This is a genomic window from Gemmatimonas groenlandica (assembly GCF_013004105.1).
In the GTDB taxonomy this organism is placed as follows: Bacteria; Gemmatimonadota; Gemmatimonadetes; order Gemmatimonadales; family Gemmatimonadaceae; genus Gemmatimonas; species Gemmatimonas groenlandica.
The window spans coordinates 3,542,452-3,559,874 of record NZ_CP053085.1 but is presented as its reverse complement, the minus strand read 5'-3'; the positions used below and the strand labels follow the sequence as shown (position 1 = coordinate 3,559,874).

The 17,423-nt window shown below is 65.0% G+C and carries 16 protein-coding genes; 11 read left to right on the top strand and 5 right to left on the bottom strand.

The features are described from left to right. Positions 1 to 142: 142 nt before the first annotated feature. Positions 143 to 1,741, top strand: a complete 1,599-nt coding sequence (locus tag HKW67_RS15180; RefSeq protein WP_171226192.1) for a choice-of-anchor I family protein — start codon at positions 143 to 145, stop codon at positions 1,739 to 1,741. 93 nt (positions 1,742 to 1,834) lie between these two features. Here the strand turns inward: HKW67_RS15180 and HKW67_RS15175 are convergent, their stop codons facing one another. From HKW67_RS15175 to HKW67_RS15165, 3 genes are all read right to left on the bottom strand, one after another. After that, positions 1,835 to 3,259, bottom strand: coding sequence for an esterase-like activity of phytase family protein (locus tag HKW67_RS15175; RefSeq protein ID WP_171226191.1), 1,425 nt, complete (start codon positions 3,257 to 3,259; stop codon positions 1,835 to 1,837). A 193-nt stretch (positions 3,260 to 3,452) separates the two neighbouring features. Further along, complete coding sequence (locus tag HKW67_RS15170) at positions 3,453 to 6,371, bottom strand: PKD domain-containing protein (protein WP_171226190.1); 2,919 nt, start codon at positions 6,369 to 6,371, stop codon at positions 3,453 to 3,455. Between the two features lie 141 nt (positions 6,372 to 6,512). Further along, positions 6,513 to 7,409: a LysR family transcriptional regulator gene (locus HKW67_RS15165; protein ID WP_171226189.1), complete on the bottom strand. Its 897-nt coding sequence runs from the start codon at positions 7,407 to 7,409 to the stop codon at positions 6,513 to 6,515. 103 nt (positions 7,410 to 7,512) lie between these two features. Between HKW67_RS15165 and HKW67_RS15160 the strand changes: the two genes are divergently transcribed. Together HKW67_RS15160 and HKW67_RS15155 are read left to right on the top strand one after the other, a co-directional pair. After that, positions 7,513 to 7,761 (top strand): putative antibiotic biosynthesis monooxygenase, encoded by a 249-nt coding sequence (locus tag HKW67_RS15160; protein ID WP_171226188.1) that lies wholly within the window; start codon positions 7,513 to 7,515, stop codon positions 7,759 to 7,761. Then, complete coding sequence (locus tag HKW67_RS15155; RefSeq protein ID WP_206044442.1) at positions 7,762 to 9,204, top strand: MFS transporter; 1,443 nt, start codon at positions 7,762 to 7,764, stop codon at positions 9,202 to 9,204. It abuts the gene before it with no gap. A gap of 26 nt (positions 9,205 to 9,230) precedes the next feature. Here HKW67_RS15155 and HKW67_RS15150 read toward each other — a convergent pair whose 3' ends face one another. Beyond that, entirely contained in the window at positions 9,231 to 10,259 is a 1,029-nt protein-coding gene (locus HKW67_RS15150; RefSeq protein ID WP_171226187.1) for a GlxA family transcriptional regulator, read from the bottom strand. 180 nt (positions 10,260 to 10,439) lie between these two features. On the opposite strand from HKW67_RS15150, the gene HKW67_RS15145 reads away from it, so the two are divergent. The 6 genes from HKW67_RS15145 to HKW67_RS15120 all read left to right on the top strand — a co-directional run bounded on the left by HKW67_RS15145 (position 10,440) and on the right by HKW67_RS15120 (position 15,805). Further along, complete coding sequence (locus HKW67_RS15145; RefSeq protein WP_171226186.1) at positions 10,440 to 11,519, top strand: class I SAM-dependent methyltransferase; 1,080 nt, start codon at positions 10,440 to 10,442, stop codon at positions 11,517 to 11,519. 99 nt (positions 11,520 to 11,618) lie between these two features. Next, the gene (locus HKW67_RS15140; RefSeq protein ID WP_171226185.1) at positions 11,619 to 13,301 is read left to right on the top strand and encodes a cbb3-type cytochrome c oxidase subunit I; all 1,683 of its coding nucleotides are present in this window, start codon (positions 11,619 to 11,621) and stop codon (positions 13,299 to 13,301) included. Beyond that, positions 13,298 to 13,915, top strand: coding sequence for a cbb3-type cytochrome c oxidase subunit II (locus tag HKW67_RS15135; RefSeq protein ID WP_171226184.1), 618 nt, complete (start codon positions 13,298 to 13,300; stop codon positions 13,913 to 13,915). The genes HKW67_RS15140 and HKW67_RS15135 overlap by 4 nt, the downstream gene beginning before the upstream one ends. Further along, complete coding sequence (locus HKW67_RS15130) at positions 13,912 to 14,493, top strand: c-type cytochrome (RefSeq protein WP_171226183.1); 582 nt, start codon at positions 13,912 to 13,914, stop codon at positions 14,491 to 14,493. Before HKW67_RS15135 ends, HKW67_RS15130 begins: the two co-directional genes overlap by 4 nt. After that, positions 14,490 to 15,143 carry an SCO family protein gene (locus HKW67_RS15125; RefSeq protein WP_206044441.1) on the top strand — a complete coding sequence of 218 codons (654 nt, stop codon included), beginning with the start codon at positions 14,490 to 14,492 and terminating at the stop codon, positions 15,141 to 15,143. The genes HKW67_RS15130 and HKW67_RS15125 overlap by 4 nt, the downstream gene beginning before the upstream one ends. Then, positions 15,140 to 15,805, top strand: coding sequence for a hypothetical protein (locus HKW67_RS15120; RefSeq protein WP_171226182.1), 666 nt, complete (start codon positions 15,140 to 15,142; stop codon positions 15,803 to 15,805). Before HKW67_RS15125 ends, HKW67_RS15120 begins: the two co-directional genes overlap by 4 nt. Here HKW67_RS15120 and HKW67_RS15115 read toward each other — a convergent pair. Continuing rightward, the gene (locus HKW67_RS15115) at positions 15,779 to 16,138 is read right to left on the bottom strand and encodes a DoxX family protein (protein ID WP_171226181.1); all 360 of its coding nucleotides are present in this window, start codon (positions 16,136 to 16,138) and stop codon (positions 15,779 to 15,781) included. The genes HKW67_RS15120 and HKW67_RS15115 overlap by 27 nt on opposite strands. 62 nt (positions 16,139 to 16,200) lie before the next feature. Between HKW67_RS15115 and HKW67_RS15110 the strand changes: the two genes are divergently transcribed. Further along, on the top strand, positions 16,201 to 16,572 hold the full coding sequence (locus tag HKW67_RS15110; protein ID WP_171226180.1) for a DoxX family protein: 372 nt from the start codon (positions 16,201 to 16,203) through the stop codon (positions 16,570 to 16,572). Then, positions 16,572 to 17,354 (top strand): class I SAM-dependent methyltransferase, encoded by a 783-nt coding sequence (locus HKW67_RS15105; RefSeq protein ID WP_171226179.1) that lies wholly within the window; start codon positions 16,572 to 16,574, stop codon positions 17,352 to 17,354. Before HKW67_RS15110 ends, HKW67_RS15105 begins: the two co-directional genes overlap by 1 nt. Positions 17,355 to 17,423: the final 69 nt, after the last annotated feature.

The following is a 17,423-nucleotide window of genomic DNA, read 5'->3' as shown; positions in this document are numbered from 1 at the left end:
GCTCGGTACACATCGCGTGCAGATTCGTCACCGCGTCGTTGCAGATCTGTGACCGCACGGCACCGTACAGGCTGGAGAATGGCTCGCACCTTTGGGCGTGCCTTCGGATTGTCCATTCCCTCCCCGCCCACACGGTCTTTCCATGTCCCGTCCCGTCTCAACGCTGTTCCTCGCGACCGTCGTCGCCCTGGCTGCCTGCAGTCCAGAGAATTCAGAGCTGCTCGCGCCCGCGATCGGCCCCGTCCTCGCGGCGAGCGCCGCCAACAAGACGCCGAGCTCGGTGTCGCTCGTCAAGATCGGCGGCTTCGCCAATGGTGGCGTCGGCGCCTCCGAGATTCCGGCGTACGACGAGGTCTCCAAGCGCATCTTCGTCGTGAACGGTGCCTTGGGTTCGGTGGACGTCTACGACGCGCAGAACCCGACCGCGCCGATGTTCGTCGAGCGCTTCACGTTCAGCGGTGGCGCCAACAGCGTCGCGGCCAGCAAGGGCGTTGTCGCCGTCGCCGTGCAGGCAGCCGACGGTGTCTCCAACGGCACGGTCCATTTCTACCGCGCCACGACGCTCGAGAAGGTCTCGGTGGTCACGGTGGGAGCGCTTCCCGACATGCTCACCTTCTCGGCCTCTGGTCGCACGGTTGTCGTCGCCAACGAGGGTGAGCCGAACCGCGACTACTCGATCGATCCCGTCGGCTCGGTCAGCATCATCGATGTGAGCAACATCAACAAGCCGACCGTACGTCAGGTCGGATTCGACGCATTCAACGGCCAAGCGGCCGCGCTTCGCGCCTCCGGCGTTCGCATCTACGGCCCCAACGCGACGGTCGCACAGGATTTCGAGCCGGAGTACGTGACCATCTCCGACGACGAGTCGAAGGCCTGGGTGTCGCTGCAGGAAAACAATGCACTTGCGGTGATCGACCTCGCCTCGGCGACCGTGTCGCAGATCCTTCCGCTAGGCTTCAAGAATCATTCGCTGGCGGGGAACGGACTCGACGTGAGCGATCGCGACAACGCGATCAACATCCGGACGTGGCCCGTGTTTGGCATGTACCAGCCGGATGCGATCGGTCATTACACGGCGAATGGTCAGACCTACATCGTCACCGCCAACGAGGGCGACGCGCGCGACTATATCGGCTTTGCCGAGGAGGCACGTGTCTCGACCTTGTCGCTCAACACCTCGATCTTCACCAGTGCGATTTGCGGTGGCACCTGCAATGCCGCGTCGCGCCTTGGCCGCTTGACCGTTACGAATACGCTTGGCCGCAATCCGGTAACCGGCCTGTATGACGCGTTGTACGTGCTCGGCGCCCGTTCGTTCAGCATCTGGACGGCGAGTGGCACGCTGGTGTACGACTCGGGTGATCAGCTCGAGCAGCTCACCAAGAATCTTTCGATGGTGAACTTCAACGCGAGCAACACCGGCAACACGGCCGATGACCGCTCGGACAACAAGGGGCCGGAACCGGAAGGCCTCGTCATTGCCAAGTTCGGCGAAAAGACGATGGCGTTCATCGGCCTCGAGCGCGTGGGCGGCGTGGCCGTCTACGATATCACCAACCCGACCGCGCCGATCTATCAGTCGTACATCAACACCCGCACCGGCGCCACGGGCGACCTTGGCCCCGAGGGCATCACCTTCGTCCCGGCGAATCGCTCGCCGAACAAGGAGCCGCTCATCATCGTCGGCAACGAGGTCAGTGGTACGACGGCGATCTTTCAGGTCAAGCTGAACTACTAGTCCGTCGTCCGGACGAAAGAAGGCGCGCCCTGACCACGTCAGGGCGCGCCTTCTTTGCGCACGATCATTCGCCGAACGCGTTACGCGAACGCGTTACGCAGAACGCTGCCGCCGCACCAACACGCCACCCAACAGTCCGAGACCAATCGTCATCAACACCACCGTGCTCGGCTCCGGCACCACCGTGGGCACGTAGCCGTTGATGTTGGCCTTGTACGACTGCAGGATGCCGGGAACCAGCGCGTAGTCGCCAGTGAGCGTGCCCGTGCAGCCGGTCACCGTGCCGATGGGGCACTGGATCGACGTGGCCAGCGGATCGCTGTCGGAGAACTTGAAGTACACATCGAACTGCGTGCCCGCACCATTCTGCGTCACGCTGTAGTCGTTGTCGGTGCCCATCAGCAGCATGAACGAGCCGTCCGCCAGCATCGGTCCAACGGCGAATCCTTCCATCTTCTCGGGCACCTTGTTGCCGAGTGCAGCGAGCGCGTTCGCGTCGAGGTCGATCAACTTGCCGCTCTTCGCGGCAGCGGCGAAACCAAGCGGCAGCGGGCCGGTCGGGGGCAGGTCGATACCCGTCACGTCAGTGGCGCCCGTGAGGTCGATCTGAAAGATGTTCTTGTCGGCCGAGGCCAGCGTGGCGCCGGTGCCGATGCCGCGGTTGTTGCGCTCGAGCACGAGAAACTTGTCGTTGCCCAGCGCCACGATAGCGGAGATGCCACGTCCCTGCGCGGACGACTCGAGTTCGTAGGCGTACTGTGCGACAGCTTCGCCAGTTGCGATGTCGTACTTCACGATGCGCGTGTACTTGCCGCGGTTGCCGCCGACCAAACCGTCTTTGACGGTGCCGTTCTGCAGCATGGCGTACGCGAACTTACCGTCGGGGCTGATGGCGAGTCCTTCGTAGCCGCGGTTCGGCTCGCGACCGGCGGTGAGAGTGGGCGGCACGCTGGCGTAGTCGGTCGTAGCGCCCACCTTGGGCACCAGGTTCGCGGGCACGGTGAAGCGGCGCACCAGGTTTCCGCTGCGGTCAAACTCCAGCACCGACGGGCCATACTCGTCGGACACGAGGAAGTTGCCGGTCTGCGGCACCACGACAATGCCTTCGGGATCGAGCGAATTGCCGAGCGTGTTGGTGGGCGACGGGGCCAGTCCGTTCAGCGGCACGCCTTGGGACTTGAAGAGCACCGTCTGCTGCACCTTGAAGTTGCTGATGGCGCCAGTGTTACCGTCGATATCGATCGTGAAGCGCTGCATGCGCGTGTCGTACGAGATGACACCGCCGCCCGGGCCGCGGTCCGATACGGCCCACCATTCGTTCCGATTGCGATCGTAGTACAGATCGGAGAAGAAACCCAACCGGTTGAACAACGATGCGGAACCGGCGAGGTCTTCCCTGCTTCCCTCGATCGCGATGCCGTTGACGTACGAGGGGCTGGTGAGCGTCTGCGCGCCAACGGGGGTGAACGCCGCGGCCAGTGCCACGGTGAGCGGGAGTGACCAACGACGGGAATGCATGGCGATCTCGGAGTGGGCGACTAGCGGGCGACTCGACGTCGAGTCGCGGCGATCGCCATCAGAGTAGGTCGCCGACGTACCACGCGGAGGACGTGGCGCGGCCGATGTTGCCGACCGCGACACAACCGTGACCGCGTGGTGACGTGAGGCGCGTGACGTCTATCGCCAGGCGATTCGCGTCAGCGCCGAATGCTCATCGGATCCGCACCGCGTTGAAGTTGGCAGTGATCGTCCACGGGGTTTCGTCGCCGTCGCTCAAACCACAGCTCGGGTTCAGTCTATAGCGTACGCGCAGCGTCCCGGTGGCCGTCTCGCCGTTGAACGACACCTGCGCCGTCGTCACACGACGTGGTTCGTTCGTGACCGATCCACCGACGCCATCGGTCTGTATGAGATGCGCCCACACCGATCCACTCGCTGTACTGCTCGCGGTCGAGAGCGGATTGCCAGCACTCGTGTAGAAGTTGCTGAACGCACTCTTGCAAGCGTTGGCGATGGCGGTGGGATACTCCACTCCTTGGAGCGTTGGCGACGCGAGCGCCTTGCTGTACGGATCGAGTCCGTACGGCATGACCAAGTCCGCCGTGGGCACCTGGACATCCACGAGATAGTGCAAACCCTTGGCCGCACGGTACACGGTTGTTCCGTCTTGCCGGTTGCGGCTCACGGTGTCCTTACTGAGATACACGAGTGCGCCGGGCTTGCTTCCGGCCGCGATGCCGTACCAGTCGATGCTGTCGGCCAATACCTTGGCGAGGAATTGCGTGGCCGAGGGACTGCTGGTCGCGTTGGTGCGATACACGCTCCACCGCGTGGCGGGTCCAGTACCGCCACTGTACGGCAGACCGCGATACTGGTCGTCTACACTGATCTGGAACGACGTGAATCGCCAGGCCGCCCACGATCGACCAGTTACCTCGACGGTGTTCGAGTCGATGCCGACCAACTGCTCCGTACGCGGATGATAGGTGCGCACTTTGATGCGATAGGTGCCATCGCGCTCGTATACGTGGGTGGTGTTCAACGTCGTGCCCGTCTTCTGTCGCGGGGTACCGTCGTCGAAGTCCCATTCCACGATAGCGCCCGAAGGATGTCGGGTGAGGGCCACCGACATGGACACATTGCTTCGTGCGGCCACCGTGGTCGGTGCGGTAAGTGTGGTCGTGGTGCGGAACACGAGGGTGGCCGGTCGTGCATCGATCCAGCAGGCGTAGCTCCCGCAATTGCCAACCGCGATGAAGTGCAACGAATTGAGACGTGTTGGGCCGAGGTTGGCATTCAAACGAAAGCCGCCCCGCAGGTTGCTTACCTCCGTGCCGGTGATGGATACGTAGTCGGGCACGGGATCGGTGCCGAGGGCGCGTCGCCACAACCAACTCAGCATCACCTCGCCGTTTGCTGGTGCCGGCTTGGGATTGAACGTGGGCGTGACACCCTTGCCCGTGCACGCATCGCAGGTGATCCACATGGACAGTGTGTCGATGAAGAACACGCTGTCGGTGCCGCGACCTACGGTGTCGAACGCTGATCGCAACCTGGTCGCCGGGAATCGGTCATCGCCATAGGACGGTGTGCTGACGCCTTTCAGGATCGGTTCGAGGGTGATCGCATCGTAGAAGTTGTAGGGCGAGACCGGTATCACGCGCGTGTAGCGCTTCGGTGTACTGCTGCCATTCTGGTCGTAGAAGGAGAGGCGATGGTCAGGCGTAAAGATCAGCACACCGGATGTGCTTTCGCCAACCATCGGATCGTACACGAGGATCTGTCCATTGACGATGGCAATGGCGATGAGTGGCGCGATATCGCCTGCGTCGTTCGTGGCCCACACCGGTACGGGCTTGTTGCCGGAGATGAGCATGTTCGCAGCGATCGCGCGGAAGTCGGCATCAAGTGCCTGCGACGCCACGGGTGCGAATCGATCGGCGCGCCCCACGATCGCGGGCGCGGACGCAAAGGAAACCAGACGCATCGCACGCCAACTGCTGTACGGCACCTTCCACGATGGATCCTCATTGAAATACTGCAGCTGCTTGAGCGAGGGTCGGCCGGCTGACTTGGAGCGATTAAAGAAGAAAAGCGCCGATGCGACCATGCCGAACTGCGTCGCCGGCTCCACCACCGTCGGCATCGCCTTGAAGTTCCACGCGTCCTCATCGAGTTTGAACTCGGTCAATCGATCCTTGAAGATCTCGGCGTCGGGAATCTCGATCACATACAACTGCGCGGGCGCATCGGCGACCACCGCGCTCGTGCTGCGTGCACGCACGGCGGGCGCACCGGCACCGAGTGGCGGAATCGTGAGCGCGGAGTTGTCGATCGCGGCGCCGTTCAGCGCGCGAAAGGCGACGGTCACGCGCGTGCTGTTGAAGTCGCGCAGGTCGAGCGTGCTCACGTCACTCGTCGTCGGGTTCTTCACGATCACGATCGGCGTGAAGCCGGCACGCAGTCGAATCGGGATGCTGAGACGCAGGTCGACGCCCGCGCGCGCCTCGAGACCACTCACCGTCACCAGGGGCGAGATGACGCGACCACCGGCCACCGTGGTGAGGGCCGCGGACGACGCATAGCTCACGTTCACCGCCTTCGCCGTGGTGTAGGCACCAGCGGGGATGGTGAATACGGTGCTATCAAGCTGCGATCCGGGTCGCGTAACGACGACCGTGCCGCCTCCCGCCGGCACCGTGAGCACCGGGATGGTCGTGGCGGGCACCTGTGCGGCGGCCCGCGCCGTGGTCACGAGCGCGCCGGTGGTGATGCGTAGCGTTTGTGGTCCCTCGGTCGGGCCCAGCCTCCACCCGGTAATGGTGGCGCGTCCGTCGGGGCCGGTCACCGCGGTGGCGGTGGTGACCGTGCCGCCGCCCGAATCGACGGCGACGGCGAGCGCGACGTTGCTTACGGGCTTGCTCGCGCTGTCGCGCACGAGCGCGACCACGGGATTGGCCAGCGCCGCGAGCGGCTCGCCCAGCTGGGCGTCACCGGCCGCCACGGTCACGGAGGCCGGCGGGCCGATCACCGGGGTGATCACCGGTGGCGGTGTGATGCCCGAGGGGCCGCTATCGCCGCCCCCGCCACAGCCCGCGATCAGGAGTGCGCTGCCGACGGCGGACAGCACGGCGCAAACGGGGCGCGAGCGCGCAGAGAGGTGACAAGCGAGGCGTGACATGAGGTACCCGGAACGTCGGAGGGCGAATGCGGAGAGCGAGAAGGGCGTCTCTCTTCACGCGCAGTGGCCGTCCGAAGTCCCTCATGAGGCTCAGCGCGCCTCGCATGCCTCCTTCACGCACCCGCGCAACCACCGGTGCGCCGGGTCGGCATCGAGGCGCGGATGCCAGAGCAGGGAGATCGTGAAGGGCTTCGTCGCGAATGGCAGCGGAAAGGTGTGCATGCCGGTGCGCAGTGTACCCGAGTGGCGCTCTGGCACGGTGACGATGAGATCCGATGCGCGCGCCACCGCCAGCGCCGACGAGAAGCCGCCAATGATCGCGACGACCACTTCTCGCTTCACCTCGAGTGCCGTGAGCGCCTCATCGATGGGGTCATCGTCGAGGCCACCGCGAAACACCGAGATGTGCTGGCCGGTGGCGTATCGGTGCGGTGTGATCTTGCCTTTGCTGAGCGGGTGCCCCTTTCGCACGACTCCCACGTAGCGATCGCGGATCAGCGCTTGCGCGCGCAACTCGGGACTGGTGTTCGCTTCGACGACGCCGGTCTCGAGATCAACGGTGCCGTCGCGCAGCGGCGCGCTGTCCTTGTTGGCTTTCGGCAGAAAGCGGAGGCGCACGTGGGGCGCGTCGCGATGCACACGGCGCAGGAGCGCGGCACCGAAGTTCTCCACGAACCCTTCACTCGTGCGCAGCGTGAACGTGCGGGCGAGTCGTGCCGGGGTCACGGCTTCGGCCGGTCGTAGCACCGCGCCCACCTCGTCGACCAGGTGACGCACCTGATCGCGCAACTCGAGGGCGCGCGGCGTTGGCACGAGTCGCTGTCCGGCGCGCACCAGCAGCGGATCGCCCGTCACGGCGCGCAGGCGCGCGAGGGCGCGGCTCATGGCCGAAGGGCTGAGCCCCAGGCGGTCGGCGGCGCGTGCGACACTGCGCTCGGTGAGCAGCGCGTCGAGCGTGAGCAGGAGATTGAAGTCGGGAGCAGTCATGGCGGCGGGCCCTGTGCGAACCTTGGGTACATGGCGTTCTATGCAGGTATTGTGTGCAATACATGCGCTTTGCGCCATGCGTGATGCAGTGAATGGTTCGTCCATGACACACATCAACGCATCCACTCGATTCTCCCGGCCGCGCTTCGCGCTGCTCGTGTTGCTCGGGGCCTACCCGACCATCACCGCCATTCTGTACGTCGTGGTTCCGCTCACATCAGGTTGGTCCATCTGGCAGCGCACGCTCCTGGTGGCGCCGGCCATGGTGGCCGCGATGGTGTGGGGGGTGATTCCGACAGTCCAGCAGCGATTCCGTACGTTCATCAACCCACCCGCCGCGAGGACGGCGTAGGTGGACACTGCTGTACTTGCTGCGTCTGGTGCTGTGGAGGCGCCCACGGGCTCCCTCCGCGGCGCGCTGGCGGCACTGTCGTTATCGATGCTGCTGTCATCGCTTGGCACCAGCATCGCCAACGTGGGGTTGCCGAGCATGGCGCACGCGTTCCACGCATCGTTCCAGGGCGTGCAGTGGATCGTGCTGGCGTATCTGCTCGCCATCACGACGCTCATCGTGAGCGCGGGCAGACTCGGCGACATCCTCGGCAGCCGTCGCCTGTTGCTGGCCGGTCTCGCACTCTTCACGGCCGCGTCGGTGCTCTGCGGGCTCGCCAATACGCTCGCTCAACTCATTGCCGCCCGCGCCCTGCAAGGCGTCGGCGCGGCCGTCATGATGGCGCTCACGCACGCGTTCATCAGCGAGACCGTTCCGCCCGCGCAAACGGCACGCGCGATGGGTTTGCTCGGCACCATGTCGGCGATGGGCACGGCGGCGGGGCCGAGTGTTGGCGGACTCCTGATCGCGTGGTTCGGCTGGCGCGCGCTCTTTGCTCTTAACGTGCCGCTCGGCATTGCTGCGCTCCTGCTCGCGCATCGCTACCTCCCGGCGCGCTCCACCGAAGATGATCGGCACGCGACGGCGAAGCGACAGCGCTTCGACCTCGCCGGCACCGTGCTCTTGGCGCTGACGCTCGCCGCGTATGCCCTCGCCGTGACCATCGGGCGCGGACACTTGGGCGTGCTGAATGCGCTGCTGCTGGCCGCGGCGGTGTGCGGCATCGCGCTGCTCGTCCACGTGGAATCGATCGTGGCGTCGCCGCTCATCCAGCTGGCGATGTTCCGTGATCGCGTACGGCGCTCGAGTCTCGCCATGAACGTGCTGGTGTCGACCGTGATGATGTCGACGCTGGTGGTCGGTCCGTTCTATCTCTCGCGCTCGCTGACCCTCAGTGCCACGTCGGTGGGATTCGCAATGTCGGTCGGACCCATCGTGACTGCCGTGATCGGCGTTCCCTCAGGCCGACTAGCCGACGCCATCGGCGCGCCGCGCACGACGCTACTGGGTCTGCTCGGCATCGCGTTGGGCTCGCTGTTGCTCGCGATCCTGCCGGCGAACGTCGGCCTGCCGGGCTACCTCGTTCCGATCGCCATCATGACCGCCGGATACGGCCTGTTTCAAACGGCCAACAACACGGTGGTCATGTCAGGCGCCGCAGCGGCACTGCGCGGCGTGACATCAGGACTGCTCAACCTCTCACGCAATCTCGGCCTCATCACGGGCGCCGCCGTCATGGGTGCGGTGTTCGCACTCGCCTCGCGAAGTGACGACCTCACGCGGGCCCACGCGGCCGCCGTTCGCGCCGGCATGCAGGGCACCTACGCCGTCGCCGCGCTGGTGATCGTTGTCGCGCTCACGGTTGGGGCGCGAAACCACGTCGTTGGCGCAGAACATGTCTGAGACAATCGGCGCCGGTTGGGTCATCCCTACGGTCGCGCGAACTCCGGAATCCGAAAACGCTTGCGGTACGCGCCAGGCGCCATCCCCGTGGTACGCTGAAACAGGCGCCGGAAGAACGCCGCGTCCTCGTAACCCACGCGCCAGCAGACGTCCTCGATGCTGGCGTCGGTCCGTTCCAGCCGCCGCTTCGCATCTTCCATCCGTAGCCGCTGCACATAGGCGATCGGCGTGATGCCAGTTGCTGCCGCAAATCTCCGCTTGAAGGTGCGCTCGGCTAACGCAGACCGGTTAATCATTTCATGCACAGGATTCGCCACTGAGAAGTGATCGCGCAGCCATTCCTGCGCGCCCGCGATCTCGGCGTCGCCGTGGTCGGTGCGCCCTTCGAAGATGATGTACGGCGTCAGGCCGTCCTGATGCCACTGCAAGGCAAACAAGCGCGCCACTTCCTGCGCGGTGGTGGCACCGGCGTATCGCGCGATCAGATACAGCACCATGTCATGCCACGTGGTCGATGCACCGGAGCTGACCAGATCCTCGCGCGGTCCGGAGATCACCAACACCCGCTCGGCGTGAATCGCCACGCGGGGAAACGTTTGCGAGAACGATCGCGCATAGGCGAAATGCATCGTCGCGTCACGATCGTCGAACAAGCCGGTCTCCGCGAGCAGAAAGATGCCGGAGCAGGCCGAACATAGTATGGCACCGCGCTCGTGCATCGTGCGCAGCCACTGCACCAACGCTGGATAGCGTCCCGTCTCCCATCCGCCGGGCTGCAGCAACACCGACGGGACAATCACGATGTCCGTCGTCTCAATGGTGTCGATGGCGCGCTGCACCTGCATGGGGAGTCCGCTGGCCAGCTGCAGTGGCCCGGTTTGCTCACCAACGATGTCGGCATGGAACGGTGAGGGCGCACCGGCGGCCGAGAGCGTAAGCATCGCGCCGCCGTTCATCACGTCATAGATGCCGGCCAGCGTCGAGACGACAGCGTCGGGAATGGCGACCAGGCTTACATGCCGGGACGTGGCGCCAGCGTGGAGGGATGCGGTCATTGGCCGAGCCACGCGACTGAACTCGACACAGCGGCGTCGCGGGGTCGTGGCAGAAATGAACCGATCGAGGGTGAATTCAACGCTGTAGTCGGCATCGCGCGGTGGTGATCATGATCGAGTGCAGCACGCACATCTCGCTGCGCTTTGCATGCCAACATCTCACGAAAGGAGTTCAATACGATGTCCGCAACGATGACCGCACCCGTCATAGATCAGGCCAGGCTCGAGGCATTTGTCATGCGCGCTGTCGGCGATCTCGCGTCGGCATACGGCGGCGTGATGGTCAGCCTCGGCTCGAAACTAGGGCTCTACAAGGCAATGTGGGGCGCCGGGCCCATCAGCGCTACAGAGCTGGCGGCCCGCGCGGGCTGCGCCGAGCGGTACGTGCGTGAGTGGTTGAATGCTCAGGCCGCCGGCGGCTACGTCGACTATCATGCGGTCAGCGACAGCTACGAGTTGTCGCCCGAGCAGGCCATGGTGTTAGCCGATGAGGAGAGCCCGGTTTTCGTTCCACCCGCGTGGAACGCGCCGGCGTCGATGTGGTTCGACGAGGAGAAGACGCTCAACGCGTTTCGTACCGGTGGTGGTGTGGCGTGGGGCGAGCACGAGGCCCGCCTGAGCTGCGGCGTGGCGGCGTTCTACCGCAACGGCTATCGCGCCAACCTGGTGCCGAGCTGGCTGCCGGCGCTGGACGGTGTGGTGGCGCAGCTCGAATCGGGTATCGACGTGGCCGACATTGGCTGTGGCCACGGTCATTCCAGTGTGCTGATGGCGCAGGCCTTTCCCAATTCACGCTTCCACGGGGTGGACTCCCACGCTCCGTCGATCGCCGCGGCACGCGAGAATGCCGACCACGCCGGCGTTTCGTCACGCCTGTCGTTCGAAGTGAACTCGGCCGTTGGTTACACCGGCCGCAAGTATGGGCTCATCTGCTACTTCGACACGCTGCACGATCTTGGTGATCCGTTGGCCGCCGCCACATACGCCGCCGAGATGCTGGCGCCCGGGGGTTCCGTGCTGCTCGTCGAGCCGTTTGCGCACGACCGAGTGGAGCAGAACCTGTCCACGGTTGGCCGTCTGTACTACGCCGGTTCGACGACCATCTGCTGCGCACACGCCATCTCCGAGGGTGGCACGATGGTGCTGGGCGCGCAGGCTGGTGAGGCGCGCCTTCGCGAGGTGTTCCAGAAAGCGGGCTTCACGCACTTCCGTCGTGCGGCGGAAACGCCGTTCAATCTCATACTTGAAGCACGGCGTTGACGTTCGGGAACCCCTCTGCCTTTCAGGCCTTGGTATTGGTATGCGGCGTGCGCGCCTGACGCGCGCACCCGCACTGGCCACTTCCTGATTCCCGGATTCATGTCGTTTACGATCGGCTTGCTCGTCGTGACATTCTTTGCGTCACTCGGCGGACTCGGGCTGTTTATCTGGTCGATGTCAAACGGACTCTTCGGTCCGGAATCGGCAGCGAGTCGGGTGATCTTTGGCGCGAAGGAAATCGGGTTGGCCGAGGAGCCCGCGGCCGCGAGTGTGGCCGGCCAGAACGCGCTGCAGGAAACCATGAATCGCACGGGACACACCGGCGAGTTCTCGGTCCTCACCGCGGAAGAGGCCAACGAGCGTCTCATCCAGGACGCGTCGGGCAAGTGGCCGGTGCTGTTGTGCATCGGATTCGCGGTCGCATGGCTGGTCATGGCGTCCGTGTTCGGACTAGTCGCCTCGATCAAGTTGCACGTTCCTGACTGGCTGACCGGGCAGGCGTGGCTCTCGTTCGGTCGCATTCGTCCGGCACACCTCAACAGCGTGGCCTACGGCTGGTGCAGTTTGGCGGCGTTCGGGGTCGCGCTCTGGCTCATGCCACGGTTGCTCCGTACGCCGCTGGTCGGCGCGAAGACCGCCGCGGCCGGCGCCGTGTTGTGGGGCCTTGGCGTCAGCTCCGGCATCATCGCCGTGCTGGCCGGCCAGAGTACCGGTCTCGAGTGGCTGGAGTTTCCGTGGCAGTGCGACGTGCCCATGGTGATTGGCGGAACCATGATGGGGGTCGCGTTGCTGCGCACGTTGCGTAACCGCGCGGTCGAGCATTTGTACGTCTCGGTGTGGTACATCGCCGCCGGCCTGATTTGGCTCCCCATTCTCATTACCGTCGCGAACTGGCCGGGCGTGCACCGCGGCGTCAGCCAGGCGGCCATGAACTGGTGGTACGGCCACAACGTGCTCGGTCTGTGGTTCACGCCCATCGGCTTGGCGGCGATCTACTACTTCATTCCGAAAGTACTCGGTAAGCCGATCCATTCGTACAACCTGTCGCTCGTCGGCTTCTGGACGCTCGCGTTCTTCTACAGTCAGGTGGGCGGACATCATCTGATCGGTGGTCCCGTGCCTGGCTGGATCATTTCGCTGTCGATCGTGCAGAGCGTCATGATGATCGTGCCGGTCACCGCCGTCGCGATCAACCAGCATCGCACCTCGTGGGGACACCTCGGCGCGCTTCGTGACTCGCCCACGCTCCGCTTCATCGTGCTGGGCGGCATGATGTACACACTGGCATCGGTGCAGGGGTCGATCGAATCGTTGCGCGTGGTGAATACGGTCACGCATTTCACGCACTACACCGTCGCGCACGCGCATCTCGGTCTCTACGGCTTCTTCAGCATGGTCATGTTCGGCTCGATCTACTTCATGCTGCCGCGGGTGCTCGACTGGGAATGGCCGTCGCATCGACTGATCAGTCTGCACTTCTGGCTCGTCATGATCGGCTTTGCGACCTACTTCATCGGACTCTCCATCGGTGGATGGTTGCAGGGGCTGGCCATGCTCGACGCCTCCAAGCCCTTTATCGAGAGCGTCGTCATCACCAAGCCCTATTTGCTGGTGCGGACCCTCGGCGGTTCGCTGATGACACTCGGACATCTCGTGTTCGCCCTCCACGTGGGCCTCATGCTCACGCGCCGTGGTGCTGTGAAGCGTGGACCCACACTGCTGCGCACACGGAGCTACACGCCGGGTAGCGCCGGCCTCGCGTTGGGCGGGAGCGGCGCATGAGTCGTGAAGCGCAGGTGGATCTCACCCGGCTCATTGCCGGCGCGCTGGCGATCGTGACGTTCTCCATCGTCGCGCTCGTCGTCATGCCGTACTTCCTCACGCGCACGACCACGCGGCCCGCGAAGCCGGCCCCGTATACCACCGCGCAGCAGGCTGGTCGCGCGGTGTATATCGCCAACGGCTGTATCTATTGTCACTCGCAGCAGCCACGTGATCCGAGCGTCGCACCCGACCAGCAACGGGGATGGGGGCGGCCTTCGGTCCCGGCTGATTACGTGCACGATGAGCCGCACTTGCTGGGCACGATGCGCACCGGTCCCGATCTCTTCAACATTGCGGTGCGGCAGCCGAGTAGGGATTGGCACCTCGGTCATCTGTATCAGCCGCGGGCGTACATGGCGCAGTCGATCATGCCGGCCTATCCGTTCTTCTTCGAGGAGCGGACGGGACCCGCGCAGGCGGGCGAGGTGGTGGTGAAGTTGCCTCCGGGAGCGGCGCCTGCCGGGGTGCGCATCGTGGCGAAGGCCGAGGCGATCGCACTGGTGGACTATCTGCTGTCGCTGGACCACACGTATCCCGTTCGCACCGGGCGCAACGCGGGCGCCGCGCCATGACGCCGGAAACGCGGGCACCGCGGGATCGGGAGAACGACGACCCGGAAGAACAAATCCGTCCGTTGCCACGCGCCTTGCTGGCGCTGGCATTGGCCGGTGGGCTGTGGGGCGGCTGGTATCTCACGCGCAGCGAGTCGGGCGTCTCCCCCATGCTTGGCGATCAGCGCACCGTGGCGGCATTCGCCGCGCCACCGGCCAACGCCGCGGTTGATGGTGCGCAGGTCTTCACGGGCAAATGTGCAGGGTGCCATCAAGCCAGTGGACTTGGCTTGCCGGGGGTGTTTCCGCCGTTGGCGAAATCGCCGTGGGTGTCGGGCTCAGAGGAACGGCTGTTGGCGATTTTGCTGCACGGGATTCAAGGTCCGATCGAGGTGTTGGGAAGCACCTACAACGGCATGATGCCGGCGTGGAATACGCTCAGCGACGCCGAGCTCGCGGCGGTGTCCACGTATGTGCGGAATGCGTTCGGCAATACGGGCAGCGCGATTACCGTGAGCGAAGTGGCAACGGCACGCGCCGCCACCGCGGCACGCACCTCGCCGTGGGCTGGTGGCGAGGAGCTGGAGCGCGTCCCGTGAGTGCATGGCGCGGCATTGCCGGCGCCGTCGTGTCGTTGACCGCGGTGGTGGCGTTGCTGGGCGCCGCTACGCACGGGTTTCGTGTATGGACCACCGACGCCGCGCGCGCGGTGGCGGTGGCGGCGCACCCGATTTCGGTACCGGCCGTGACATTGGTAGACGAGCATCGAGCGCCGCAGTTCATCGCGGCGACGCGTCGCGCCACGATCGTCGACTTCGTGTACACGCGCTGTGTGACGCTATGCGGCACGCTCGGCGCTACGTATCAACAGCTGCAGGCGGACATCGTGCGTCGCGGGGTGGCCGACCGCGTGCGGCTGCTCACCATCTCGTTCGATCCCACGTGGGATACGCCAGAGCGGTTGCGCTATTACGCAATCGCGATGCATCCCGACCCGGCCGTCTGGACGATTGCGACGTTCTCGAATGCACACGAGGTTGCGGGCGTGCTGCGCACCTTCGGGATTCGCGTCATAGCCGATGGTGCCGGCGGCTTCGTCCACAATGCGGCACTGCATGTGGTGAATCCGGCGGGACAGCTGGTCGCCATTCTGCCGATCGACGCACGCGACGACGCCATCGATGCGGCGCTCGCCGCCGTGTCTGCCGCACCGGGGCCGGTGGCCTCAGCGGGAGCGCACACCCGATGACGCGCGAGTCGATGACGCGCGAGTCGATGACGCGAGGGTCGATGACGCGAGAGTCGCAGACGCGTGGCCGACTGATGGGAAGCATGGCACTCGTAGCGGGCTGCCTCGTAGCACGCGATGCGCTCGAGCGCACCATGTGGCTGCACATGCTCGTCCAGATTCCGCTGCTGATCGCGGCCGGCGTGATCGCGTCAGGCGTGATTGCGTCTCGTACGACGTCGCCGGAATCCGGGTGGCTCAGCCGCTGGAATCGCCAGGGCATGAGTGGCCTGGTACTGGCCGCCGGTGGGGTCGCGTTCTGGATGATTCCGCGATGGCTCGACGCCGCCGTGGGGCACGTGGGTGTAGACGTCGCCAAGGCGCTGTCGCTGTGGGCCGTCGGTGTCGTGGGCGCGCGCTCCTGGCGCGCGGCCGGCGCCATCGTCCAGCTCTTCGTGCTTGGCAACACGGCGTGGATGACGGCCACCGTCGGCATGCTGTTGCTTGATGCGCCGACGCGCGTGTGCGTGAACTACGGCGCTTCCGATCAGCGACTCGCGGGATACGGGCTACTCATGGTCACACTGGTCGTCGTGGTGAAAGCGCTGCTGCGTGCCAGCGTGGCGATTCCAGTACCGACGGGCCGCGATGCGCCGCTATCGGCTCACCTGGACACCCTGTAGCGCGGCGACACACAGGAACAGGTTGATCACCATGAGCACGCCGGCCGGGAGCGCTTCGATCAATGGGTCCCGGACTCGCACGCGGGTGATTACTCCCAGCGCCATCAGTAACGCCAACCCGCCGCCGGAAGGAAACACCAACGGTGGGAAAAGGAGGCTCGCCAGCAAGCCGAGCGCACCAAGGACTTCGAGCAGACCCACCAGCCGGCGGAACCGGGACAGGTTGTAGCGGGCGAACTCGTCGACCATGGCGCCCATGAACAGGCAGCTGAAGCCGTAGCCCAGAAAAAGCGTCACGGACAGCACGAAGGAGATCTGAACTGCGAGCGTCATGAAACCGTTGTTAATTCAAGAAAGCGTTGGCGCGTGTCTTACACGTACTCGAGGAGCTACACATGACGTCATCGCCGATTCTGGTGATTCTGCAGTTGGTGGTAGGCCTTGGCCTACTGAACGTCTGGATGATTCGCCGCGGTGCTTCTACCAGCTACCGCGGTGGACACGCGCAAACACTGCGTGGCGAGTTCGAGGCGTACGGGTTGCCGTACTGGATGTTCTATGTCGTCGGGGGTCTGAAGGTCGTGGCTGGACTGGCGTTGATTGCGGGCATCTGGGTCCCGGTGATCGTGCGCCCGGCAGCGTTGGTTGTCGCCACGCTCATGGTTGGCGCGATCGCGATGCACCTGAAGGTGAAAGATCCCGTGAAGCGCTCGCTGCCCGCCCTCGCGGTGCTCGTGATGTGCCTTTGGATCGCGAGGCAGCGTTAATGAGCACCGGTGATTCAACGTCCGCCGCCGGTGACTTCGTTCCGGCTCCGCCCGCGTCACCCCTGCTCGATGAGCGACTGCGGGACAGCTGGGACGCGAACGCCACCGCGTGGACTCTCGCCGTGCGCGAGCAGCGAATCCCGAGTCGTCGTGCTGGTACCGACGCCGCAATCGTCGCGGCGATCGAGTCCGTGTGTGCAGGACGCGCCTCCCTTCGTGTCCTGGACGTCGGCTGTGGCGAGGGATGGCTTGCACGCGCCATCGCCAACCCCTCGCGTGATGTGTTGGGAATCGACGGCAGTGCGGGCTTGATCGCTCACGCCTGTGCCATACCGATGCCAGGCGTCCGCTACGACACGGTGAGTTATGAGGCGATCATCGCCGATGCGGCTGCGGATGCGGCTGCCGAAGGCGATGCGCAGGCGGTGGCGGGTCCTTGGGATCTGATTGTGTGCAATTTCGCCTTGCTCGGTGACCCGCTCAGCCCGTTGCTCGCTGCATTGGCTCGTCGGTTGACGCCCGACGGGAGTCTGCTCATCCAGACCGTCCATCCGTGGAATGCGATGGGCGACGGGCCCTACACGTGCGGTTGGCGCGAGGAGCAGTTCCAGGGCTTCGGCGTGACGTTTCCCGACGCCATGCCGTGGTACTTCCGAACGCTGGCCTCTTGGCACCAGGAACTCGACGATGCGGGGCTGCGCATTCGCGCCCTACACGAGCCGCTTCACCCCGAGACGCGCCGTCCGCTCTCATTGCTGTTGCGCTGCGACCGGCGGCGTTAAGACTCTCGGTCCTGTCTGGTTCCGTTCGGCCGTCCGCGCTATATGTCTCGCATTACACAAACGCGCAGG